17 protein-coding genes and 1 pseudogene are annotated in these 24,160 nt (G+C 75.0%); 10 read left to right on the top strand and 8 right to left on the bottom strand.

Annotated features, from left to right (window positions below; all coding sequences use genetic code 11):
* On the bottom strand, nt 1-966 hold the full coding sequence (locus AB0O01_RS11120; RefSeq protein ID WP_365312260.1) for a hypothetical protein: 966 nt from the start codon (nt 964-966) through the stop codon (nt 1-3).
* A gap of 410 nt (nt 967-1,376) precedes the next feature.
* On the opposite strand from AB0O01_RS11120, the gene AB0O01_RS11125 reads away from it, so the two are divergent.
* From AB0O01_RS11125 to AB0O01_RS11135, 3 genes are all read left to right on the top strand, one after another.
* On the top strand, nt 1,377-1,841 hold the full coding sequence (locus tag AB0O01_RS11125; protein WP_365312261.1) for an RpiB/LacA/LacB family sugar-phosphate isomerase: 465 nt from the start codon (nt 1,377-1,379) through the stop codon (nt 1,839-1,841).
* A 136-nt stretch (nt 1,842-1,977) separates the two neighbouring features.
* On the top strand, nt 1,978-4,353 hold the full coding sequence (locus AB0O01_RS11130; RefSeq protein WP_365312262.1) for a glycosyl hydrolase family 65 protein: 2,376 nt from the start codon (nt 1,978-1,980) through the stop codon (nt 4,351-4,353).
* A gap of 135 nt (nt 4,354-4,488) precedes the next feature.
* Nucleotides 4,489-5,397 carry an NAD(P)-dependent oxidoreductase gene (locus AB0O01_RS11135; protein ID WP_365312264.1) on the top strand — a complete coding sequence of 303 codons (909 nt, stop codon included), beginning with the start codon at nt 4,489-4,491 and terminating at the stop codon, nt 5,395-5,397.
* A gap of 131 nt (nt 5,398-5,528) precedes the next feature.
* On the opposite strand, the gene AB0O01_RS11140 is transcribed toward AB0O01_RS11135, so the two are convergent.
* Nucleotides 5,529-5,894, bottom strand: coding sequence for a DUF6479 family protein (locus AB0O01_RS11140; RefSeq protein ID WP_365312265.1), 366 nt, complete (start codon nt 5,892-5,894; stop codon nt 5,529-5,531).
* 512 nt (nt 5,895-6,406) lie between these two features.
* On the opposite strand from AB0O01_RS11140, the gene AB0O01_RS11145 reads away from it, so the two are divergent.
* A complete protein-coding gene (locus tag AB0O01_RS11145) occupies nt 6,407-8,752 on the top strand; it encodes a serine/threonine-protein kinase (protein WP_365312267.1) in 2,346 nt (781 codons plus the stop codon).
* Between the two features lie 23 nt (nt 8,753-8,775).
* On the opposite strand, the gene AB0O01_RS11150 is transcribed toward AB0O01_RS11145, so the two are convergent.
* Both AB0O01_RS11150 and AB0O01_RS11155 read right to left on the bottom strand, forming a co-directional pair.
* Nucleotides 8,776-10,170, bottom strand: coding sequence for a DUF1214 domain-containing protein (locus AB0O01_RS11150; protein WP_365312269.1), 1,395 nt, complete (start codon nt 10,168-10,170; stop codon nt 8,776-8,778).
* 160 nt (nt 10,171-10,330) lie between these two features.
* Nucleotides 10,331-10,541, bottom strand: a pseudogene (locus AB0O01_RS11155) (serine hydrolase); the annotation flags it as partial.
* 263 nt (nt 10,542-10,804) lie between these two features.
* Between AB0O01_RS11155 and AB0O01_RS11160 the strand changes: the two are divergent.
* Nucleotides 10,805-11,035: a nitronate monooxygenase gene (locus AB0O01_RS11160; protein WP_365312458.1), complete on the top strand. Its 231-nt coding sequence runs from the start codon at nt 10,805-10,807 to the stop codon at nt 11,033-11,035.
* 151 nt (nt 11,036-11,186) lie between these two features.
* On the opposite strand, the gene AB0O01_RS11165 is transcribed toward AB0O01_RS11160, so the two are convergent.
* Complete coding sequence (locus AB0O01_RS11165; RefSeq protein ID WP_365312271.1) at nt 11,187-13,598, bottom strand: penicillin acylase family protein; 2,412 nt, start codon at nt 13,596-13,598, stop codon at nt 11,187-11,189.
* A gap of 111 nt (nt 13,599-13,709) precedes the next feature.
* Between AB0O01_RS11165 and AB0O01_RS11170 the strand changes: the two genes are divergently transcribed.
* Nucleotides 13,710-15,206, top strand: a complete 1,497-nt coding sequence (locus AB0O01_RS11170; protein WP_365312273.1) for an acyl-CoA synthetase — start codon at nt 13,710-13,712, stop codon at nt 15,204-15,206.
* A complete protein-coding gene (locus AB0O01_RS11175; RefSeq protein WP_365312275.1) occupies nt 15,203-16,459 on the top strand; it encodes a hypothetical protein in 1,257 nt (418 codons plus the stop codon). The genes AB0O01_RS11170 and AB0O01_RS11175 overlap by 4 nt, the downstream gene beginning before the upstream one ends.
* A gap of 125 nt (nt 16,460-16,584) precedes the next feature.
* Here the strand turns inward: AB0O01_RS11175 and AB0O01_RS11180 are convergent, their stop codons facing one another.
* Nucleotides 16,585-18,375 carry a sulfatase gene (locus tag AB0O01_RS11180; protein WP_365312276.1) on the bottom strand — a complete coding sequence of 597 codons (1,791 nt, stop codon included), beginning with the start codon at nt 18,373-18,375 and terminating at the stop codon, nt 16,585-16,587.
* 377 nt (nt 18,376-18,752) lie between these two features.
* Here AB0O01_RS11180 and AB0O01_RS11185 point away from each other — a divergent pair, with 377 nt between their 5' ends.
* From AB0O01_RS11185 to AB0O01_RS11195, 3 genes are all read left to right on the top strand, one after another.
* Complete coding sequence (locus AB0O01_RS11185; protein WP_365312278.1) at nt 18,753-18,995, top strand: DUF397 domain-containing protein; 243 nt, start codon at nt 18,753-18,755, stop codon at nt 18,993-18,995.
* 128 nt (nt 18,996-19,123) lie between these two features.
* Nucleotides 19,124-20,026: a universal stress protein gene (locus AB0O01_RS11190; RefSeq protein WP_365312280.1), complete on the top strand. Its 903-nt coding sequence runs from the start codon at nt 19,124-19,126 to the stop codon at nt 20,024-20,026.
* Between the two features lie 211 nt (nt 20,027-20,237).
* Nucleotides 20,238-20,735: a hypothetical protein gene (locus AB0O01_RS11195; protein WP_365312282.1), complete on the top strand. Its 498-nt coding sequence runs from the start codon at nt 20,238-20,240 to the stop codon at nt 20,733-20,735.
* Nucleotides 20,736-20,741: 6 nt separating this feature from the next.
* Here AB0O01_RS11195 and AB0O01_RS11200 read toward each other — a convergent pair whose 3' ends face one another.
* Together AB0O01_RS11200 and AB0O01_RS11205 are read right to left on the bottom strand one after the other, a co-directional pair.
* Nucleotides 20,742-22,670: an N-acetylmuramoyl-L-alanine amidase gene (locus tag AB0O01_RS11200; protein WP_365312283.1), complete on the bottom strand. Its 1,929-nt coding sequence runs from the start codon at nt 22,668-22,670 to the stop codon at nt 20,742-20,744.
* Between the two features lie 309 nt (nt 22,671-22,979).
* A complete protein-coding gene (locus AB0O01_RS11205) occupies nt 22,980-24,152 on the bottom strand; it encodes an aminoglycoside phosphotransferase family protein (protein ID WP_365312284.1) in 1,173 nt (390 codons plus the stop codon).
* Nucleotides 24,153-24,160: the final 8 nt, after the last annotated feature.

The following is a 24,160-nucleotide window of genomic DNA, read 5'->3' on the forward strand; positions in this document are numbered from 1 at the left end:
TCACCGGCCGGGCGGCCCGCCGCCCGGGGAGCCGTCGCCCGGAGGCCCGCCGCCCGCAGAGCCACCGTCCCCAGGCCCGCCGTCCGATGGGCCGCCGCCCGGAGAGCCACCGCCCGCAGGCCCGCCCTCCGTGGAGCCGTCGCCCGGCAGGGGCTCCCCGGAGCCGGACGCCCCGCCGTGTGCCGTCGTTCTGCGCCGGGCACCGCCCAGCACCAGGCCCGCGGCGATCAGCAGGACCGCGAACCAGACCGGGCCCCCGTCGAAGGCGAGCACGACGACACCGAGGGGGAGCGCGAGGCTCCCCAGCGGGACCAGCAGATCGCGCAGCGGCGGCGGGCTCCCGCCGGGCCGGGCGCGTCCGCGGACGACCTCGGGGTACCAGGCGGTGAAGCGCAGGGCGGCGAGGATCGCCAGGATCTGGATGATCCACCCGGTCCAGAGGTTGCCCGGGTTGCGCAGCACGAGGTCGCCGTAGGCCCCGGCGACGGCCGCGACGAGGAACGCCAGACCCCAGACCCCCGTGATGACGTAGTTGGTGTGCAGGAAGGCCGGTGCGGTCCAGAGCCGGGGCTCGACCTGCTCACGGGCGTACTGGATGGTGAAGGGCACCCGTACCGCCATCGATCCGAAGGCGATGACGACCAGGGCGATGTTCGACACCTCGCCCGCGTAGGTCTCCAGCCAGCGGTGGGTCCCGGGCGAGGCCAGCGCCCCGACCACGGCCATCAGGGCGAAGAAGGCGGCGTCCGCCAGCTCCAGCAGCTTGAGGGAGCCGCCGGGGCGTCTGAGCCGTCCCGCGATCACGATGACGGCGGTGAGGGCGAGGGCGAGCAGCACCGACAGCTCGAACCGGGAGGGGCCGACCAGCACCGAGAAGACGATCCAGGGCGCCATGCCCAGCAGCGGGCTGTCGAGCACGGCGGCGAACCGGCTGCCGCCCCGGGAGGCGGCTGCGGCAGGGCCCATGGTCCGTCCGCCCTTCGTGCGTCCTGCGTCCGTCCTGTGTCCGCGTCCTGTGTCCGTCCTTGCCCGTCCTGCTTTCAGCCGGAGCCCTTTCGGTCGGGACCCCTTTCAGCCGGGAGCCCTTTCGGTCGGGAACCGGCGCGGACCGCGCGTCGCGCCGCCGCCCCGGCTGCGGGGTTCCCGGTTCCAGCATGACCCGGACCGGCCCACCCGGCCCGGCGGGAGCGGGGACGCGGAGCCGTTCGGGCACGGGGCCGTGCGGTGCGCCGGGGCCGGTGCGGCCCGTTCGGCGTAGTCGGCGCGGGGCCCGCCGGAGCGGGTCGTGTCACTGTTGAGGTCCGGACGGGGCGATGTCCACAATGCGATGTCGCCGACCATCGGGGTCCCCCGACCCGGGGAGAGGGGAGCAGGGCATGAGGATCTCCGTGTCCTCGGACATGGACGAGCCCGTCGCGCGCCGGCTCGTGGCAGCGCTGCGCGAACGGGGGCACGAGGTGGTGGTCCACGGGGCGCTCAGCCCCGGCGACGACCCCCAGTGGGCGGTGTGCTCCGAGGCCGCCGCCCGCGAGGTCGCCGCCGGGACCGCCGACCAGGCCGTGGTGTGCTGCTGGACCGGCACCGGCGCCTCCATCGCCGCCAACAAGGTGCCCGGCGTGCGCGCCGCGCTGTGCGCCGACGCCGCCACCGCGGACGGCGCCCGCCGCTGGAACGACGCCAATGTGCTCGCCCTGAGCCTGCGCCTGACCTCCGAACCCCTGCTCGGGGAGATCCTGGACGCCTGGTTCGCCGCCGGGCCCAGCACCGACCCCGAGGACCGCGCCAATGTCGCCCATCTGGCGGACATCGAGGCCCGCCCCGCCCCGACCGGCTCACCCTGAGCCCCCACCGCAGCAAGCCCCCCACACCCACCGCAGCAACCCCTCCCCACCGCAGCAACCCCTTCCCACGGCAGCAACCCCTCCCCACCGCAGCCGCCGGCCCCTTCCCCCGAGCCCCCCACCGCTAGGAGCCCGAGTGACCCGCTGGATCTGGGAGTACGACGGCTACGACCCCGCCGACCAGCGGCTGCGCGAGTCCCTGTGCACCCTCGGCAACGGCGGCTTCGCCACCCGGGGCGCCTTCCCCGAGTGCAGCGCCGACGGCGTTCACCACCCCGGCACCTATGTGGCCGGCTGCTACAACCGGCTCATCTCCGTGGTCGCGGGCCGCGAGGTCGACAACGAGGACATGGTCAACGTCCCCAACTGGCTCCCGCTGCGCTTCCGCCCGGCGGGCCACCGCTGGCTCACCCCGGACACCACCCCCGTCCTCGACCACCACCAGGCCCTGCACCTCGACGCCGGGACCCTGGAGCGCCGCACCCGCTACGGCCTGCCCGGCGGTGGCGAACTGACGGTCCGGCAGATCCGTCTGGTCCATATGGGCGACCCGCATCTCGCCGCCCTGCGCACCGAGTTCACCGCCGACACCCCGGTGGAACTGGAGGTCGAGGCCGCCCTCGACGGCGGGGTGCGCAACTCCGGGGTGGCCCGCTACCGCGACCTCGACGGCCGCCATCTCACCCACGCCCACACCGGCACCCACTCCCCGGACACCGTCTGGCTGCGCTGCCGCACCCGCACCTCCGACATCCGCATCGGCATGGCGAGCCGGATCACCGCCGCCACCGCCATCGCCGTACGCCACACCCCGCCCCGGGCGGTCCAGCGGCTCACCCTGCGGCTCGTGCCCGGGGCCGTCGCCACCGTCGACAAGACCGTCGCCCTGCACACCTCCCGGGACCCCGCGATCAGCGACCCCCTGTACGCGGCGCTGGCCCGGGTCGACCGGGCGCCCGGCTTCGACGGGCTGCTCGCCTCCCACCGCACCGCCTGGGCGCAGTTGTGGCGCCGCGCCGACCTCGACGTCCCCGGCGAGGCGGGCCGGATCCTGCGGCTGCATCTCTTCCACGTCCTCCAGACCCTCTCCCCGCACACCGCCGACATCGATGTCGGAGTCCCCGCCCGGGGCCTGCACGGCGAGGCGTACCGGGGGCATGTGTTCTGGGACGAGCTGTTCGTGCTGCCCTTCCTCAATCTGCACTTCCCCGAGGTCTCCCGGGCCCTGCTGCTCTACCGCCACCGCCGTCTCGAACAGGCCAGGATCGCCGCCCGGGACGCGGGCCGCCAGGGCGCCATGTACCCGTGGCAGAGCGGCAGCGACGGCCGCGAGGAGACCCAGCAACTGCATCTCAACCCCAACTCCGGCCGCTGGCTGCCCGATCACTCCCGGCTCCAGCACCATGTGGGCTCCGCCATCGCCTACAACGTCTGGCAGTACTGCGAGGCCAGCGGCGACACCGAGTTCCTGCACACCAAGGGCGCCGAGACCCTGCTCCAGATCGCCCGCTTCTGGGCCGACGCCGCCGTGTACGACCCGGGGCTCGGCCGCTACCGCATCGCGGGCGTGGTCGGCCCCGACGAGTACCACGACGCCTACCCGGACGCCGAGGAACCCGGCCTCGTCGACAACGCGTACACCAATGTCACCGCCGCCTGGGTGCTCGCCCGCACCCGGGACCTGCTCACCGCCCTGCCGCTGCCGCGCCGCCGCGAACTCGCCGAGCGCACCGGCCTGGACGGCGGCGAACTGGACCGGTGGGACGAGGTTTCCCGCAGGCTCCACGTCCCCTTCCACCAGGGGGTGATCAGCCAGTTCGACGGCTACGGCGACCTCGCCGAACTCGACTGGCAGCGCTACCGCGACCGCTACGGCGACATCCGCCGCCTGGACCGGATCCTGGAGGCCGAGGGCGACACCGTCAACCGCTACCAGGCGTCCAAGCAGGCCGATGTCCTGATGCTCGGCTATCTCTTCTCCCCGGCCGAACTGCACACCCTCTTCCACCGCCTCGGCATGCCCCTGGACGAGGAGACCTGGCGCCGCACCGTCGACTACTACCTGCACCGCACCAGCCACGGCTCGACCCTCAGCGGCCTCGTCCACGGCTGGGTCCTGGCCCGCTGCCGGCGCGCCGAGGCATGGGAGTTCGTGCAGGAGGCGCTGCGCGGCGACATCGCCGACATCCAGGGCGGCACCACCGGCGAGGGCATCCACCTGGGAGCCATGGCCGGCACCCTCGACCTGGTCCAGCGCGGACTGACCGGCCTGGAGACCCGGGACGGCGCCCTGTGGCTCGACCCGGTCCCGCTGCCCGAACTCTCGTCCTACGGCTTCTCCATGCGCTACCAGGCCCACTGGGGCGTCCGCATCCGGCTGCGCCAGGGCAACCTGGAGATCACCGTCCCCAACCACACCGAGGCGGCCCCCATCGACGTGCGCCTCCCGGACCGCGCCTTCACGCTGGGCCCCGGGGAGAGCGCCCGGCTGCTGCTGCCGCCGGACGACTGACCAGACGTCCCCGGGATCCCGCCCCCCCCCGGGTCCAGCCGTCCCCCCCCGGGTCCAGCCGTCCCCACCGGATCCCGCCGCCCCCGGATCCCGACATCCCCCCCCCGCACCCCCACAGTCAGGACACCCGCCGCCATGAACGACCCGCTCACCGTCTCCGTCCTCGGCACCGGCATCATGGGCTCGGCGATGGCCCGCGACCTGGCCCGCGCCGGGCACACCGTCATCGCCTGGAACCGCAGCCGCGCCAAGGCGGAGCACCTGACCGCCGACGGGGTCACCGTCGCCGACACCCCCGCGGACGCGGTGCGCGAGGCCGACGCCGTGGTGACCATGCTCTACGACGGCGGCACGGTCCGGGAGGTCATCGGCCGCGCCCTGCCCGCGCTGCGCACCGGGACCGTCTGGGCCCAGACGACCACCGCGAGCCTGGAGGACATCGCCGCGCTGGCCGTGACCGCCGCCGAGCACGGCGTCCCCTTCTACGACTCGCCGGTCCTCGGCACCCGGGGCCCGGCGGAGGCCGGGAAGCTGACCGTGCTCGCCGCCGGACCCGCCGCGGGACGCGAGCGGATCACCCCCGTCTTCGACGCCATCGGCGCGCGGACCGTGTGGACCGGCGAGGACGCCGCCGCGGGCGGCGCGACCCGGCTGAAGCTGGTCGCCAACAGTTGGCTGGTCACCGCCACCAACGCCACCGGCGAGATCCTCGGCCTCAGCGAGGCGCTCGGCGTCGACCCGCAGAGCTTCTTCGACGCCATCGAGGGCGGCCCCCTGGACACCCCGCTGCTGCGCAACAAGGCCGCACTGCTGCGGGAGGGACGGCTCACCCCGCCCGAGTTCGCCGTCACCACGGCGGCGAAGGACGCCCGGCTGATCGTCGAGGCGGGGGAGCGGCACGGCGTCCGCCTGGACCTGGTCGCCGCGAGCGCCGCCCGCTTCGCCCGCGCGGAGGCCCAGGGGCACGGCGGGGAGGACATGGCGGCGGCGTTCTACGCGGGGTTCGACGGGGGTGGGCCGGGCAGCCCGGGAAAGCGGGCGTGAGGCCCAGGAGCCTCAGCGAGGTCCTCAGGGGACAGGCACCCTCCAGGGCCTCAGCGGACCGGCGCCCACCCATGGCCGGACGCGCCCATGGCCGGGCGCGCTCAGCGGGGGCCTCGATCGCCGAGCCGCCCTCAGTGGGCGCCGAGCCCGCCCCCGCCGAAGGACCCGCTGCTGCCCTTGCTCCAGCGCGGCCGGTCCTTGCCCGTCCCCGGCTTGGTCTGCATATTGGTCAGCTCGTAGGGGGTGAGGGCGCGACCGCCCTTGGGCACCTTGGGGACCTCGTCCGGCTCGCGGTTCTCCAGCACCTCGTGGACCGGCCCGGTCTCCGGCGGCCGGGGCTGCTCCTCGGGCCGTGGCGGCGGCGGCTCACGGTCCTTGATCCGATTGCCCAGCCAGAAGCTGCCCGCCAGAACGGCGAGGACTGCCACCGCGACCACGAAGAGGACGAGGCTGAGCAGTCCGCTGGGCGCTGCCAGATACATCGGTGCGCTGCTCATACCTCATGGATACCCCCAAAAGAGTGCCACGACCAGTCGAAATACCCCTTTTATCGCCAAATCCTCCCGGAGTCCGCCGTCACCCCGGCCGGCCACTACGAGAACATCCGCGTCCCCGTCGCCCACGGCACCATGGCGATCCGCGCCGCGCCCGACGTCCAGCGCCGGGCCATGGACACCGAGCCGACCGACGGCCGCCGCGTCATCGACCTGCCCCGGGTCCGCCGCTGACCGCACCCGGCCCCCAGGGAGGCGCCCCCGCCGGAGTTCACCACAGATGTCCCGGACGCCCCGAAACCCCCGCCGGAACAGGGCGATTGCCCCCTTCCGGCGGCCCCCGCGCGTGTCGCGGACCCTCCGCTCGCGGTTACGCTGGCCCCGCTCCCGATCACATGGGGTGGGGTCCGGAGTCCGGTGACGGGTGTCCGGCGGCGTTCGACGCCGGGCGGGCGGTCGCATACTGGACGGGCCAGGGGAGGGCGCGGCAACGGTGACGGGGGCGACTGCGGGCGATGGCGGAGACCAGGCTGATCCAGGGCCGGTACCGGCTGCTCGACCAGGTCGGGCGCGGCGGCATGGGCGAGGTGTGGCGGGCGCGCGACGAGTCACTGGGGCGGCAGGTCGCCGTGAAGTGCCTGAAGCCGATGGGCCCCCAGCACGACGCCGACTTCACCCGGGTGCTGCGTGAGCGGTTCCGCCGGGAGGCCCGGGTCGCCGCCGCGCTCCAGCACCGCGGCATCACCGTCGTCCACGACTTCGGCGAGTCCGAGGGCGTGCTGTTCCTCGTCATGGAACTGCTGGAGGGCCGCAACCTCAGCCAGTTGCTGGACGACAACCGGCAGCACCCACTGGCCGTCGACGACGTCGTGGAGATAGCCGGACAGGTCTCCGCCGCCCTCGCCTACACCCATCAACAAGGGGTCGTGCACCGGGATCTGAAGCCCGCGAACATCGTCCGGCTCACCGACGGCACGGTGAAGATCTGCGACTTCGGCATCGCCCGCCTCGGCCACGACATCGGCTTCACCTCCCGGCTCACCAGTACCGGCGTCGCCATGGGCACCCCGCTCTACATGTCCCCCGAGCAGATCGGCGGCGGCGAGGTGGACCAGCGCAGCGACCTCTACTCCCTGGGCTGCGTCCTCTACGAGATCGCCACCGGAGCACCCCCGTTCGACCTGGCGGACCCCTGGGCGATCCTGGTCGGCCACCGGGACACCGCGCCCACCCCGCCCCGCGCCCACCGCGCCGAACTCCCCGGCTACCTGGACGAGATCATCCTCGACCTCCTCGCCAAGGAGCCCGACGCCCGCCCCCGCGACGCCCATGAACTGAGCCGCCGGATCAGCGCCGCCCGCGCCACGCCCCCCTACGTGCCGACCCTGGGCGCGGCCGTCCGCCCCCCGTCCGAGCCCCGGAGCGAACCCCCCGGCGGCGCGCCCGCCGACGCGCCGGGGACGGCGGGAGCGCCGGGTGCGGCAGGGGTGCCGGGCGCGGCGGGGGCGCCGGGGACCGCGTCCGTCGTCTGGCCCGAGCCCGGGGCCGATCCCGGGGGCGACCCGGCCGAGGCGGGCCCGCTGCCCAACTGGACCCGGGGCATGACCACCGGCCGCCGGGCCACCGGCGCCACCACCCGCCCCGTCCCGCCGCCCGACGAGGCGGCCGGTCTCACCGCCGCCTGGATCCCCCGCCCCGACACCGGGCGCCCCGCCGCCCCCACCCCGTCCCCCGAGGTGCTCGCCGAACTCGCCGGACGGCACAACGCCGGGCTCAGCCTCGGACGGCTCGGCCGCTGGTCCGAGGCCGGGGAGGTGCACCGGGCGGTGGCCGCCGACCGGGAGCGGCTGCTCGGCGCCGGGCACCCCGACACCCTCGCCAGCCGCTACGAGATCGCCTTCACCCTCAGCCGCACCGGCCGCGCCGACGAGGCGCTCGCCGAGTACACCCTCGTCGCCGGGGCCCGCCACCGCGCCCTCGGCCCCGACCACCCCGACACCCTCGCCGCCCGCCAGGAGACGGCCTACGTCCTGGGCCAGTCCGGGCGGCCCCAGGACGCCCACGACCTCTACACCGCCGTCCTCGCCGTCCGCGAGCGCATCCAGGGCCCCGACCACCCCGACACCCTGCGCTGCCGCCACAACCTCGCCTTCAACCTGTCCCGCCTCGGCCGCCTGGACGACTCGTACCGCACCGCCCGCGAAGTCGCCGACGCCCGCGCCCGGGTCCTCGGCCCGGACCACCCGGACACCCTGGTCACCCGCTACGAAGTCGGCTACGCGCTCGGCCAGTTGGGGCAGTGGGCGGAGGCGCTCCTCACCTACCGGGAGGTCGCCGAGGCACGGGCCCGCGCCCTCGGCCCCGACCACCCCGACACCCTCGCCGCCCGCTACGAGATCGGCATCAGCCTGGGCCGCCTCGGCCGCAGCGCCGACGCCCTCACCCTCTACCGCGACCTGATCGCCGACCGCATCCGCGTCCACGGCCCCACCCACCCCGAGACCCTCCGCGCCCGCCACGGCCTCGGGGTCAACCTCGGGCGGCTGGGCCGCTGGGAGGAGGCCCTGACCGAGTCCCGGGACGTCTGCGCGCTCCGGGCCCGGTCCCTCGGCGCCGACCACCCGGACACCCTGGTCAGCCGCCGCGAGGTCGCCGTCGGCCTGGGCTGGCTGGGCCGCTGGGCCGACGCCCTCACCGAGTACCGCCGGGTCGCAGAGGCCCGGGAACGCGCCCTGGGCGCCGACCATCCCGACACCCTCGCCGCCCGCCAGGACGAGGCCCACTGCCGGGAGCAGCTCGGCCGCGCCACCGGCGCCGGGCACCTCGACCGCAGGGCCGCCTCCCTGCGCCCCGGCGACTGACCCCCTCCCCGCGACCCGCCCGCTCAGTCCAGCGCCTCGAAGTCACCGGGACGCCAGCGCCCGTCGAACGCCGCGTCATCCGGACCGTAGATGCGGAAGTACGCGAACCAGCCGCGCCCCGGCACCGTCTGGATCCAGCGGCCAGCCCCGGCGGGCGGCGCCGCAGGACCCAGATACAGATCGACGTGCGCGGCGCCCGCCGGTTCCAGGTCGTCGAAGAGCGAGCGCAGGGCGGCCTGGCCCTGGTCGGCGGGCACCTCGGAGCGGGTCGCGGCGTCGTACGCGGTCAGCGACCAGAACAGGGTGCGCGGCACCGGCAGCGGCACCCGCAGCCGGTAGGTCCGGCCGCCGTCGAGATACGCGCCCGTGCCGTCCCGCAGGCCCAGCCAGTACAGCGACCCGGCGCCCCGCTCCCGGCGGAACATCGCCGGTGACGCCACGATCGCCTGCGCGAACCAGCGGTCCCGCGCCTCCACGTCCAGCGAGCCCGCCCGTTCGAACGCCCCGTTCTCCGGCCGCAGCCCCGCCCACTCCCAGGCCCGGTCCGGCCACACCGTCCGGTCCGGCCGCCGGGACGCGAACGCCGACACCAGCAGCCCGTCCCGCCCCTGCCGGGCCGCCTCCGTCAGGATCCGCTCCATCCGCGCCTCCGGCGCGAACCGCCGCCCCGCCTCGATCCCCAGCTCCGCCAGCGTCCCCAGCATCGGCCGGTGCTCCTCGGCGGGCGGCTCCGCCCCGATCACCCGGTGCAGCACACGCCAGTACTCCAGGTTGTCCTCCCACGCCAGCGGGGTGGTGTCCATCGGGGTGTCGTCCCGGTTCACCACCTCGAACCGCGGCGGATCCTCCCGCCGCCCCAGCGGATACACCCGTACGGCCGTCAGCAGCCGGTTCGCCCGTGCCACATCACCGCCCAGCGGCAGCGCCCGCAGCACGCACAGCACATGCCAGGTCCCGCAGCGCACCACCTCGTACCCCGCCGACTCCGCCTCCGGCGGCTCCCGGTGGCCGGGCGGCAGCAGCAGCACCCGGTCCCCGCGCCCGGCGCCCCGGCCGGGCAGCCCGAGATCCACCAGCCAGCGGTGATAGTGGTCGTCGACCAGCCCGACGACCGGCCCCGGCGGCACCTCGACCACCAGTGGCCCACTGAGCCCCAGGTCCAGGGCGGCGCCCAGGTAGGGCGTGTCGGAGTTGAGGGTGAAGCCGACGTGGTGCGGGCGGGCCAGCAGCAGGGGCGCGGACTCGTTGTCCACGGCCCCGGCGGCGCGCGTCCCGCGCAGGATGCCCTCCATCGACACCACGGGATAGAAGAAGCGGTACGCCTCCACCGCCCGGCGCGCGTCACCCCGGTCGTACGCCTCCGCGACGCCCTCCGGCTCCGGGAACCCGCCCCGGAACCCCACCGCCTCCGGTTCCATGATCCCCACCTTCCCCGCAGCGGGGGGCTGCCGCCAGGCCCGGTCTGTCGTTCGGGTGATCTCCCCGGTCCCCCGACCCCACCCACCCCACCGCCACCACCCGCGCCACGTCCCCCACCCGTCTCCCGTCGAACGCCCCGCCGCCCCCGTCGGCCGTCACCCGCAGGGCGTCCACGTACCCCCCGCCCCACGTACAGCCGGTCCGTCGTGTACCGCCGGTGGAGGGTGAGGGACGGGGCCGGGGGCAGACCCGCGGTCACCCCGTCCCGGACGCGGCCCGACCAGCCCGTCACCGTGCCCGCCGGACGGTCGTCCCCGGCGTCCGCGGTGAAGGGCACCGGGCGCCACTCGGTGCCGTCGGCCGTGGCCTCCGCGTACCAGGGATGGGTGGGGGAGGGGTCGCGGAACGCCTCCGCGTCGGTGACCGGCCGGCGCAGCGGGGCGTCCAGCAGTCCGGCGCGGGCGGGGGAGCTGTGGCGCAGGGTGAGCCGGACGGCGGTCGCCGGGTGGATGGACTCCCGGGTCGGCGGGCGGCCCCACGGGCTCGACGCCGCCCTCGGCCGCCCCACCGGCTCCTCGCCAACGCGCTGGGCTCCCCGCCCGCCGATGTCATCGCCCGCGCCCGGCGCGGGACATCCCGGTCGCCGCGCTCGCGGGCAGCGCCCGGCACGCCCGCGAGCACCGGGCGGCCGGGATCGACATCGCCGTCGCCCAGGGCTACGAGGCGGGCGGCCACACCGGGGAGATCGCCACGACGGTGCTCACCCCCGACGTCGACGCCGCCGACCGCTGCCCGTGCTCGCCGCCGGAGGCATCGGCAGCGAACGGCAGATCGCCGCCGCCCTCGCCCTCAAACAGCGACTGAGTGCCCCCCCACTGGGGGGACGGGAACGGCCCCTGTGAACCACCCCCGCCGCCCCCGTCCCCGCCGGGGACCGTCCGGGTCAGCGGCGCCCCCGCCGGGGACCGTCCGGGCCAGCGGCACCCCCCGCCGGGACCCGCCGGGACCCTCCGGGTCAACCCCTCTCCCGTACCGTGACCACCCGCAGTTCCGGCGAGTTCAGGATGTCCCGCTCGCAGAACCGGGACGTCACCCACCGCTCGGCGCCGAACAGCCGGGTCTGGTCGGCGTGGTGCGGTGACGCCGGGTCGGAGGACTGGGAGTAGGTCAGGAGCGTGCGGGCCACCGGGCAGGGGCCGCCGTTCCAGCCCACCGCCTGGAGATAGCTGGACCCGGTGGTGACCTCGGTGGAGCCGCCCGCCGGGTCCCACACCGGTTCTATCTTGTTCCACACCCCGAGCCCCTCGGTCCCGCCCGGCACCGCGATCCGCTGCCCGCCGCGCACCACCACCTGGTGCTCGCCCAGCGGCGCGTCCAGCGCGATGCCCGCCGCCCGCAGCTCGGCCACCGCGTCCGCCAGCGCGGTCGCGAAACCCGGCACCGAGGTGTCCAGGGTGTGCGGGGTGCCCACCGGGTCGGCCGGATCGAACGGCACCTTCCACAGCCGGGCCCCCGGGACGGCCGCCGTCAGCTTCCGCCAGAACCGGTCGAAGAGCAGCGCGCCCCGGCTGTCCGTGTCCAGCGTGCGGTCCCAGCCGGCCAGCACCTCGCACGCCCCGCTCACGTCGACCGCCCGTCCGTCGCCGCCGGTCGCCGTACCGCCCGGCAGCGCCGCGCAGGCCCGCGCCGCGTCGCCCGCCGCGAGATCCCCGGCGGGCACCCGGTTGGCGAACTGCAACGCCTGGAGGTCCCCCACCGTCAGCCCGCCCCGCTCCGCCAGTGCCGAGACATCCTCGATCGCGCCCCGGGTGCGCAGACTGCGGGCCGTGCCGAGGTCGCCGAAGACCCGCTCGTACCCGGTCAGCGGCCGGTCGGCGTTGGCCAGCCAGGCGCTGTCGTTGGAGTTCTCCGCGTACGGGGCGTCCCGGAGGACGGGCAGCTTCGCGGGACCGAACACGCCGGGCTGCACGGCGTCCGGGTCCCGGCCGAGCGCGCAGTCGCCGCGCGAGCCGTCCAGGACGGCCAGACCGGACGCCGGGTAGGTGAACCGGCCGAGGGGGGTGGAGCAGGTGCGGGCCAGGTCGTCGGTGATCCGGGGGAGGACCTGGGCCTGGGTGAAGAGGGTGCCGCCCCGGGAGTCGGCGGCGACGGTGTTCAGCCAGGGCAGGCCCTGGGCGCGGTGGAGGGCGTCGAGGACCCCCTCGGTGCTGCGGGCGCGGGCGAGTCCGAGCGAGGCGTCGGCGAGCCGCAGATTGACCGCGTTCGGGTCGTTGACCGCGTACGCGGTGGCCGTGGTCCAGGGCAGCGGGATCCCGGGGCCGAGGGAGGTGAGGACCGGGCCGTAGCGGGTCCACCACTGGTCGCGGGTGACCGGGGCGCCGTCCTCGACGGCCACGGTGACCTGGCGTCGCGTCATCCGCTCGGGGCGGCCGTCGACCAGATAGACCGTCGGGTCGGCCGGATCCAGGGTCAGTTGATGCAGGTTCATGGTGATGCCGGTGGCGACGGTGTGGCTCCACGCCACCCGCTCGTTGTGGCCGATACCGACCATGGGCGTGCCGAGGAGGGCGCCGCCGGAGACGTTCAGCCGGCCCGGGATGGTCTGCTGCACCTGCCAGAAGCGGCGCCCGCCCTCCCACGGGTAGTGCGGGTTGCCCAGCAGCAGCCCCCGTCCGTCCGCCGTCGTACCGCCGCCGAACGCGACCGCGTTGGAGCCCATCGAGGAGTTGCCCGCGGCGAACAGCTCCCGCGCGCCGCGCGCCACGGCCATCCCGTCCGGGGAGGCCGCCCCGGTGCCGGGACCCGGCGGCTGCGCGGCGGTGATGCCGTCCACCGCGCGGCCCTGCCCGCCGAGCACCGCGAGCGCGTACCCGCGCGCGGCCACGTCCAGGGCGCTCACCGGCCGGACCCAGGCGGCGTCCCGGCACGCCGGGTCGGAGACGCGGTTCTGCCGCAGCCAGGCGTTGTACCCGGCCGCGAACCCCCGCATCAGCTCCTTCGCGTCCCGGCTCGGACCGGCCGGAGCCGGGGTGGCGAGCAGCCGCTCCACCGTCCCCGCCTCGCGCACCCCGCGGAAGTACAGGTCGCTGGAGAGATTCCGGCCCGCCGAGGACAGCGCCGCGTCCGAGGGCGCGTCGGCCCCGAAGTACCGCGACCGCTCCCCGCGGACGGTGGTGAAACCCTCGGCCAGCGTGCACACCTGGTCCGCGGCCTGCGCCCAGCCGGTGCCGAAGCCGAGCGACGCGTAGTCGCGCCCGACGATGTGCGGAATGCCGTACTCGGTGTAGCGGACGATGGCGGACAGGCCGCCGCCGGAGGGGTGTTGCTCGCCGCGGCCCGGCTCCGGCGCCGCCGCGGCGGGCAGCACCGGAACGGCGGTGAGCAGAGCGGCGGCCAGGACCATGAGCGGTCTCGGACGGATGCGCATCGAGCCTCCCGACATCGTTGGGGGGAAGGAGGGATGGAGCCTACTGTTCGGTAGGCCGGCCCGGCCGGGTCCCCTTGACCTCGTCCGCCCGGCCGCCGAGGATCACCTGTCATGACGCCCGGACACCACAGCACCGTGGACGGAGTGCTGCGCCGCAGCGCCCGCCGCACCCCCGCCCGCGTCGCCGTCGAGTACCGCGACCGCGCCTGGACCTACGCGGACCTGGACGACGCCGTGTCCCGCGCGGCGAGCGTGCTGCGCACCCTGGGGACCGCGCCCGGGGACCGGGTCGCCGCCTTCGGCCACAATTCCGACGCCTATCTCATCGCCTTCCTCGCCTGCGCCCGCGCGGGCCTGGTGCATGTGCCGGTCAACCAGAACCTCACCGGTGACGACCTCGCCCACCTGATCCGCCAGTCTGGCGCCACCCTCGTCCTCACCGACCCGGACCTCGCCGACCGCCTGCCCGATGGGGTACGAACCCTGCCCCTGCGGGACGCCGACGGCTCCCTCCTCGCCCGCCTCCCCGGCGCCCCGCCCCACGACGGGCACGAGGCCCGCTCCGAGGACCTGGTCCAACTGCTCTACACCTCCGGCACCACCGCCCGGCCCAAGGGCGCGATGATGACCCACCGCGCCCTCGTCCACGCGTACCTCAGCGCCATCACCGCCCTGGACCTGAGCGCCGGGGACCGGCCCGTGCACGCCCTGCCGCTCTACCACTCGGCGCAGATGCATGTCTTCCTGCTGCCCTATCTCGCGGTCGGCGCCACCAGCGTCCTGCTCGACGCCCCCGACGGCGACCGGATCCTCGACCTGGTCGAACAGGGCCGCGCGGACAGCCTGTTCGCCCCGCCGACCGTGTGGATCGCCCTGTCCCAGCGGCCCGACTTCGCCACCCGCGACCTCCGGGGCCTGCGCAAGGCGTACTACGGGGCCTCGATCATGCCGGTGCCCGTCCTCGAACGGCTCCGCGCCCGGCTCCCGGACCTCGCCTTCTACAACTGCTTCGGCCAGAGCGAGATCGGCCCCCTCGCCACCGTCCTCGGCCCCGACGAGCACGAGGGCCGGATGGACTCCTGCGGACGCCCCGTGCTCTTCGTGGACGCCCGGCTCGTGGACGAGCACGGCAGGGACGTGCCGCACGGCACGCCCGGCGAGATCGTCTACCGCTCGCCGCAGTTGTGCGAGGGCTACTGGGACGATCCCGAGGCGACCGCCGAGGCGTTCCGGGACGGCTGGTTCCACTCCGGCGACCTCGCCGTCCGGGACGCCGACGGCTATCTCACCGTCGTCGACCGGGTCAAGGACGTCATCAACTCCGGTGGGGTGGTGGTCGCCTCCCGGCAGGTCGAGGACGTCCTCTACACCCATGGGGCGGTCGCCGAGGCCGCCGTGATCGGGCTGCCCGACGACCGCTGGATCGAGGCGATCACCGCGGTGGTCGTCGCCCGCTCCGAGGTGTCCGAGGCCGCTCTCATCGCCCACGCCCGCGACCGGCTGCCCCACTTCAAGGCCCCCAAACGGGTCTTCTTCGTGGATGTGCTGCCCCGCAACGCGGGCGGGAAGATCCTCAAGCGCGAACTGCGGGACCGGTTCGCCGGGTGAGCCGGGACCTGGGGGCCGTCACCGGCGTCCGGCAGAGCGTCTCCGTCGTCCTGCCGGTCCGGCTGACCGGCGAACCCGACTGGCCGCGTGGCCCGTTCCCGTTCCCGGCGGGGGAGCGGCGGCGGGACGCCGACTGGCGGCGCCCCTACTTCGCCCCCTCGGTGGCGCGGGCCCTGTACGAACGCCGCTGGCACCGCGCGGCGAACGTCACCTCCGGCCCCCTCACCCTCATCGGCCTCGAACTCCTCGGCGCCGCCCGCCCCGACGCCCCCCACCGGGCCCTCGGCGTGCTCCACTTCGACCTCGCCGGGCCCGCCCTGCTGGAGGTGCTGCGGGCCATCGGCCACCGCCCCGGCGCCCTGCCCGACCCCCTCACCGGTCCCCTCGACCCGGCCGCCCTGTTCGGGCCCGCCGCCGACACCGGCCCACCCGCCGACCCCTTTGCGATAGCCAGGCCCTACACCGTCGCCTTCCTCACCCCGGACACCGGCCACCCGGCCGCCCTGCGCGCGGACGGCGCCCTGCCCGCCTCGGCGGACAACTGGCTGCGGGGCCTGGCCGCACGGGCGGCCGAACGCGACAACCCCGCCACACCCCAGACCCTCGACCGCGTCGCCACCGAGGCGATCCGGCTCTCCGCCGACTGGAGCGCCCTGGTCCTCACCCACGGCACCGGCTTCCTCGGCCACCGCCCCGACCGGGGCGACGGCGACTTCTACGACTTCGCGCAGGGCCAGATCCGCTCCGTCCACCTCGACACCCTGCTGCTCGGCATGGTCCAGCGCGACCACCTCAACGCCCTCGCCGACCAGCTCTCCACGGTCTTCGGCACCGGCACCGGACCCGGGCTCGCCCGCCGGGTGGCCGCCCTGGAGCGGGACCTCGCCGCCTTCCGCAGCGCCTACTGGCGGCCCCACCAGAATGTGCACGGCCCCGCCGCCGGGCTGCTGCGCGCCTTCCACACCCTGCACCGCATGCCCGAGCACTTCGACGCGGTCCTCGCCGAGGCCGCCGACTACAGCAGGCTCGTCCAGACCCGGGAGAGCCAGCAGATCGCGGGCGCGCTCGGCGTCCTCACCATCCTCGGCCTGCCCCTGGGCACCGCCCTGTCGATCCTCCAGGTCCTCGGCGACGAGAACCCCCGGCACCTCCTCCTCGCCCTCACCGCCGCCCTCGCCGCGACCGGCGCGGCCCTCACCACCCGCTACGGCCGCCTGGTCCTCGCCTCCCTGCGCGGACAGGCCCGCCGATAGGGCCGAGGGGCCGGGCCCGCGAGCCGGGACAGGGGCCCGAGGGCAGGGCCGGCCGCTGACCCGGGCCCCCATACCGCCGTCAGGAACCACCCCCGTACACCGTCAGGAACCGCCCCCGCCCGCCGTCAGGAACCCGTCCCATACGCCGTCAGAAACCGGTCCCGGAAGGCGTCCATCCCCCACACCGGGGCGTCACCGGCCGGTTTCAGCCCCGGCGTCCACCCCCATCCGGCGATCCGGTCGAGCACCTTCCCGTCCTTCGCGACCACCGTGATCGGCACCTCCATGCCGCCCCGCCCGTCGGTGACCGCCGGGACGGGCTGATGGTCGCCGAGGAAGACCATCACCGTGTTCTCGTCGCCGTACCGCTCCAGCCACTGGACGAGGGAGGTCAGCGAGTAGGCGATGGAGTCCCGGTAGGCGGCGCGCAGCCGGTCGCTGTCGCGCAGCACCTCCTCGGGGTCGTCGCCCTCCTCGGCCATCGCGTCGAAGACCGAGCCGTCCCCGAGGTCGTCCCAGTCCAGCATCCTGGTCTGCGGCACCCAGGGGTTGTGGCTGGAGGCGAGGATGATCTCGGCCATCACCGGACGCCGGTCCGCCCGGCCGTGCTCCAGCCGCTCGAACGCCTCCAGCGCGAACTGGTCCGGCACCGGCGTCCAACTGAAGTACGGGCCCTCGTAGCCGAGCCGCCGCGAGTCGTAGATGTGGTCGAGTCCGAAGTAGTCGCCCTCCGGCCAGGCCCGGCGCACCCCCGGCACGACCCCCACCGTGCGCCAGGCCCCGGTCTCGCGGAAGTAACTGGTCAGCGTCGCCCGGTCGCCGCCGGTGAGGGCGCGGTAGCGCTGCTGGTTCTTGACCCAGAGCCCCGACAGGAAGGTCGAGTGGGCGAGCCAGCTCCCGGCACCCGTCACCGGGGACCGCAGCCAGCCGCTGCGCGCGCTGAACCCGGCCGCCGCCAGCGTCGCCGTCCCGTCGTCCAGGACGGTGCCGATCCGCTCACCGGTCGCCGGATGGTCGATCGCCGTCCGGCCGTAGCTCTCGACGAAGGTGAACAGCACATCCTTGCCGCGCAGCCCGGTCAGCAGCTCCTCGGGCGGGGTGCCGGCGAACGCGTCGACGGCCGCCTCCCGTTCGAAGACCTTCGCGTCCCGCAGCCCCGCCCACACCTGCTCCACCCGGTTCCCCAGGAACTCGGTGTTCCCCTTGGTGGCGACCGGTACCCCGGCGATCTGCACCCCCAGCGTCACACAGGTGATCCACGCGGTGCCGAGGACCACCGCGGTCCGGGTGGCGCGGTGCCGGTGCCGGTCCATCAGCCCGGCGATCCGCACCATGGCCAGCGTCATCAGCGCCAGCAGCCCCACCAGCAGCACCAGTGCCCCGGTCACCGCGAGCACCTGCCCCGAACGCCCGAACGACTCCTTGAGATACCCGGCCGCGTCGTCCAGCAGCACCCAGTCGAAGACCAGGTCGAAGGGGCGGGCCAGCACCTGGTGGAAGCCCATGTCCAGGAACTTCAGCACCGTCACCAGACCGAGCGCGGCCCCCGAGACCACCGCCGCGATCCGCCGCGCCCGCGCCGGGAGCGCCAGCAGCAGCGCCGCGAGCAGAATCCCCTCCGCCGGAAGCCGCGCGAACGCCCCGACCGACAGCCGCTCGACCCGGTTGGGCATGAGCAGCGCCCCGAACACCAGCACCCCCGCCAGCACGGAGACCCCGACCCCGGCACCACGGGCGGCACGGGGGTACCGGAGCCGCAGCCGGAGCGGGAACCGAGGCCGGAACCGGAACCGGAGCGGGGGTCGACCGGCCCCCGCCGGGGTGCCGCCCCCGGAGTCCGGCACCCCCCTCTGCGCCCCCCGCCCCTCATCGGCGTCCGGCAACGGCTCCTGACGAGGGCGAGTGAAGAGCGACACCCTGATTTCCTTCCGTGCGAACTGACCCCGCGCGGGGCCGGACGGGGCGATGACGGCGGCGCGGACCCGCCCGGCCCGCCGGGCCCACCTTCCCCACGGATACGTCGCCGGGCCACCGGGCGTTCACGAGCTGTATCCCGCCGAAGCCCTCGGCACCCTCGTCGCCCTCGTCGCCCACAAGGACCGCCGCAACGCCCTCAAGAACCCGTACGCCCACCTCCACGAACACGGCATCACCCCCGACGCGGTCCGCTCCTCGGCGACCGCCCGCCGGAGTCCTGAACGCACTCCCCCTCACTCCCCCCACGTGGCCTGTCGGCCCCGGGACACGATCGCTAGGCTGGCCCGCGGACGACGGAACCGGGAGGAGCACGGACGTGGCCGAGACCACCATCACCCACAAGCCGCTCACGGGATGGGACAAGCCGGAACTGGATCTGAGCAACGCCGAGTGGCGGTCCAGCAGCCGGGGACGGGGGGATGTCCAGATCGCCTTCGTCGAGGGATTCATCGCGATGCGCAACAGCCGCCGGCCGGAGAGCCCCTCCCTGATCTTCACCCCCGCGGAGTGGGGCGCGTTCGTCTCGAACGCGAGGGAGGGCGAGTTCGACCTCACCTAGGACCTGCCCGGTCCACAGGGGGCCGCCGGACCCCCGCCCACCCCGACATGCGAGCATGAAGCCGTTCCTGGACCGGTATCACCCGATACGGTCCAGGAGCGGATGGTCGTATTCCGGAGGTGAGGACCATGAGCAAGCTGCCGGTGATCGCGGCGGTCGACGGATCCGAGGACAGTCTGCGGGCCCTGGACTGGGCGGCGGACACCGCCCGGGGACGCGAGGCGCCCCTGAAGGTGGTCCATGTCCGGCAGTACGCCGCCTGGACCCAGCCCGGCTCCCCGGTGGTCCTGCCCCCCGGCCCGGTCGAGGACGAGGTCCTGGACGCCGCCCGCGCCCACCTCGCCCCCCGCACCGACCTCCCCGACGCCGAATACCTCGGCATCGACGGCGCGGTGGACGTCGTCCTTCCCGAACTCGGCGACACCGCCCAGCTCATCGTGCTCGGCTCCCGTGGCCGCGGCGGCTTCGCCAGCCTGCTGCTCGGCTCCAACGGCATCGCCGTCTCCCGTGACGCCCCGTGCCCGGTCGTGGTCGTCCCGCGTCCCGGCCGCGAGGTCGACGACGCCCCCGAGGTCGAGCCCGGTCCCCGGGTGGTGGTCGGCGTGAAGGTCGACAACCCCGACGACGCCGTCCTCGACTTCGCCTTCGGCGAGGCCGCCCGCCGCGGTGCCCGGGTCCACGCGGTCGCCACCTACCCCTGGCCCATCCAGGTCTGGACCACCCCGGCGGAGATCCTCCCCCCGGCCCTGGACCAGGACGCCATCGAGCAGGAGACCCGCACCCTCGCGGACGACCTCCTCGCCCCCCACCGCAAGACCCACCCCGACGTCCGTGCCGACGCCTTCGCCGTCCCCGGCGACACCGCCGCCGCGATCGTCGGAGCCTCCCGGGACGCCACCCTCACGGTCGTGGGCCGCCACCGCCGCCACCTGACGGCCCCGGCCCGCATGCTCGGCTCGGTAACCCAAGCGGTCCTCCTCCACGCCGCGTCCCCCATCGCGGTCATCCCCCAATCCCCCCGAGCCGACTAACCACGAAACACCCACCCCCCAGGGGCGCGGGGAACTGCGCAATCCCCGCAACCCACCCGCACATTCCCCCCCCGCCCCCAGCCACCCCCCTCCCCCCAGGGGCGCGGGGAACTGCGCATCCCCCCAACGCACCCGCACAATCCCCCCGCCCCAGGGGAACCCCGCACCCGCACAATCCCCCCGCCCCGGAGGGACCCCGTACCATGGCCGCATGTCGTTCCTCCGCCGCCGCAGCGCCACCCCCGCCGGGCCCGACTTCGACGTACTGGCCATGGACCCGGGCGACTGGCCCGGCAATCTCGGCGCCGGTCTGCTCCCCGCCCCCGACGGCAGTTGCCAGGGCGTCTTCCTGCGCTACGACCTCTTCGGCGGCCGTGGCCCCGCGATGATCATCGGCAACCTCCCGGAAGGCTCCCCGGCCCGCGAGGTCGCCGAGGGCCAGATCCCCTTCGAGGTCGGCCAGCTCCTCCTCGCGCTGGAGAACGACGAGGAGGTCACCGTCACCGGCACCGAGGACGTCCCGGTGATGCAGGGCGACAACCTGCTGATCGTGCGGCGCGTGAAGCTCTCCGAGAGCCGGATCTCCTGCGTCCAGTTCGACCGCAGCGACGGCGTCCTGGTCACCATCGCCGCCTGGGACCGCCCCATCACCGACGACCTCTACGCCCTCCTCAAGCCCCTCCCGGCGGAGCTGTTCCAGCAGGGCTGACCCCCGCTACGACCGGGACAGCCGCACATCGGACGCCTTCACATACGCCACCCGGTGACCGAACTGGATCGCGTAGTACCGGTCCTTCCCGGTCACCACCCGGTGCCCGTCCGTGGCGAAGGTGACCGCGTAGTAGTACGCCCCCCGCACCTCGTCCCCCACCACATACCGCTGCCCCGCGGGCAGGGTGTACGGCAGCGGTGACACCGGCTGGGCCGGAACCCCCTCGGGGTACGCCGACGGCTCCGGGTACGCCCGGCCGTACACCGGCACACTCGCCCGCCCCTCCCGAGGAGTGATCACCTTGCCCCGCGCGGGCACCGCCACCGGCGCCCCCGCCGGATCGTGGAACCACGCCTTCTGCCCCAGGTACCAGATCGCCGTCCAGTCCCCGTCCCGGCCCGCCACCGCGTACTGCTGGCCGGTGGCGACCCGCGAGCCGATGTCGTTCACATCGATCGTGGACGGCTCCCCGCCCGGCCGCAGCCCCACATCCCTGACCAGCGGATACGACGCCCCGGGCCCGGTCCGCAGCCGGACCGCGCCGGAGCCGTGCACCGCGCACGGCTCGCCCTTCGTGGCGCAGCCGGTGAACGGAGGCCGGTTCTTCGCGTACTCCGGCAGGATCGTCACCAGCCCGGCGCCCGCCTCCGCGGTCGGCCCGAAGGGGCGCCCCAGCAGCTCGAAGTAGTGCGCCCAGTCCCAGTAGGGCCCGGGGTCGGTGTGCATCCCGGGGACGGTCGCCGCCGTCGGGCCGGGCACATTGTCGTGGCCGAGGATGTGCTGCCGGTCCAGCGGGATGCCGTACCGGTCGGCGAGATACCGGACCAGACGGGCCGAGGAGCGGTACATCGCCTCCGTGTACCAGGCGTCCGGCGACGCCAGGAACCCCTCGTGCTCCAGCCCGATCGACGTGGCGTTGGTGTACCAGTTGCCCGCGTGCCAGGCCACGTCCTTCGCCCTGACGTGCTGCGCGATATGGCCGTCCGTGGAGCGCAGGGTGTAGTTCCAGGAGACGTAGGCGGGATCCTGGACCATGTCCAGGACGCCTTCCCAGCGGCCCTCCGTGTCATGGACGACGATGGTCCGGATGCGCTGGGTCCCGGGCCGTCCGCCCAGGTCGTGGTTGCCGTAGTCGCCGTCGCCGAACTGCTCGTAGGGCGCCGGGATCCACTCGCAGGACACGCGTGCGGGGCACTCCGTACCGTCCGCCGCCGGGGTCCGCAGCCCGAGCGCCGTCACCTGTTCGGTGTCCGGCGCCAGACCCGGCGTCGCGGGCAGCGCGATCCGCTCACCGGAGTCCGTCACCCGCCGCTCCCCGGCCCGGATCACCGCGAACACCTCGTCGGCGTAGGCCGTCGCCGTCGCCGAGTCGTCCGCGCCGGAGAACCGGGCCACCGCCCCGTACCAGCGGGCCGGATCGCCGCTCGCCGGGGCGCCCAGCTCCCGCTGCGCGGCGGCCAGCAGCGCCGCGCCGCCCGCCACGTTCGCCGCCGGGTCCGTGCGCAGTCGCTCGGCGCCCAGCCCGGTCAGTTCCGCCGCCCGGCGCAGGGTCGTCAGCCGCGCGGGCAGCTCCGTGTCGCGGGACGGCACGGCGGTGGGCGGCAGAGCGGGGCGGGCACTGTCGCCGCGCGGGTCCTCGGCGCCCTCGCTGTGGTGGGGAGCGTCCGCCAGTGCCGTACGGGCGTCGGTGAGGTGCATCGGACCGTATCCGCCGGTCACGCTCGCCGCCCCGCCGTGGCCGTCCCACCGGGACTGGAGGTACGACACCCCCAGCAGCACGCTCCGCGGCACCCCGTACGCGGCGGAGGCCGCGGCGAACGCCTCTTGGAGCCCGGCGCGCGGGGCCGGGGCGGCGCCCAGCAGCGGCAGCAGCAGCGCGGCGACGGCCAGCCCTCCGGCACTCCTGCGGGCGGCGGTGGGGGATGGACGCAAGACAGCCTCCAGGGACGGGCGGACACGCGGAGCCGTACGGGGCCGGAGTGCCAGTGGTAGCCGCTTCCCGACGATCCGTCAATCATGCCCAGTCGTATCCGAGATGCCGTGTCGGCGCAGGTCGGCGGGGTTTCACGGGGGCACCGGGATGACCTGTGCGGCGTCACCGGCGTACACCAATGGCCGCGCCGACGGCCCTGGGCGCCGGACATGGGGAAGCCCGTGGTGCGCCGCTGTCCCGGCGCACCACGGGCCGTTCCTCTCCTCTTCCCCTTTCCCCTTTTTCCCCTTCGCTCCTCTCCCGTGCCGTCAGCGGGTGCCGACCGCTGCCCGGACCGCCCTGCGGGCCATCTGGCAGTCGTCGTGCAGCCGTCGCAGCAGCAGCCGCTGCTCCTCGCCGCTGGGCACCGCGCCCGGCGTTCCCGCCCCCGCCGCCGGGGTGGGCTCGCGCATGGAACGCTGTACTGCGGTCTCGTAGGTACGGATCTCCCGGGTCAGCACCAGCATCAGATTCACCAGGAAGGCGTCCCGGGACGCCGGTCCCGCCTGCTGGGCGATCTGGCTGATGTGCCGACGGGCCCCGGGGGCGTCGCCCAGCACCGACCAGAGGGTCGCCAGGTCGTAGCCCGGCAGATACCAGCCCGCGTGCTCCCAGTCCACCAGCACCGGACCGGCCGGGGACAGCAGCATGTTGGACAGCAGGGCGTCCCCGTGGCAGAACTGGCCCATGCCCTGACGGCCCGCGCTCGCCGCGATGCCGTGCAGCAGCTTCTGGAGGTCACCGAGATCCCGGTCCGTGAGCAGGCCCTGCTCGTGGAAGCGGGAGATCCGGTCCGCGTAGTCCACCGGGGCGCTGAAGGTGCCCGCCGGGGGACGCCAGGCGTTCAGCCGGCAGATCGCGCCGAGCGCCGCCCGGATGTCCGCGCGGGGCGGGGCCTCGGCGGGGTGGCGGTGCAGCGCCGCGGCCCGGCCCGGCATCCGCTCGATGACCAGTGTGCAGTTGTCCGGGTCCGCCGCGATCAGCCTCGGCACCCGCACCGGGGGGCGGTGCCGGACGAACGAGCGGTATGCCGCTATCTCGTGCCGGATCCGCTCGGCCCACCGGGGTGACTGATCCAGTAAACACTTGGCGACGGCGGTGCTGCGTCCGGTCGTCCCGACGAGGAGCACGGCGCGGTTGCTGCGGCGCAGTACCTGCACCGGGGCGAACTCCGGGCAGATCCGGTGCACCGACGCGATGGCCGTCCGCAGTTGCGCGCCCTGGGGGCCGGACAAGTCGAGTCTCCCGCTGAGCGGTTGGTTGCCGAGGCCCGCGCGCCGGGCCCGGCCCGCGCCGAGCACGGCTCCGGCCCCTCGCGCGGGGGCGAGATAGGGGCCGCCACCCGGCAGGGGGGCCTCGCCGGGACGGGCGGGGACCGTGCCCTGGGGGCGCGGGCGGAGCGGCCGGGGCGGTGCGGACACGGAGGACGAGGCTGCGTACATGGGCGAAA

This window comes from Streptomyces sp. NPDC093252 (assembly GCF_040683675.1).
Lineage (GTDB): Bacteria > Actinomycetota > Actinomycetes > Streptomycetales > Streptomycetaceae > Streptomyces.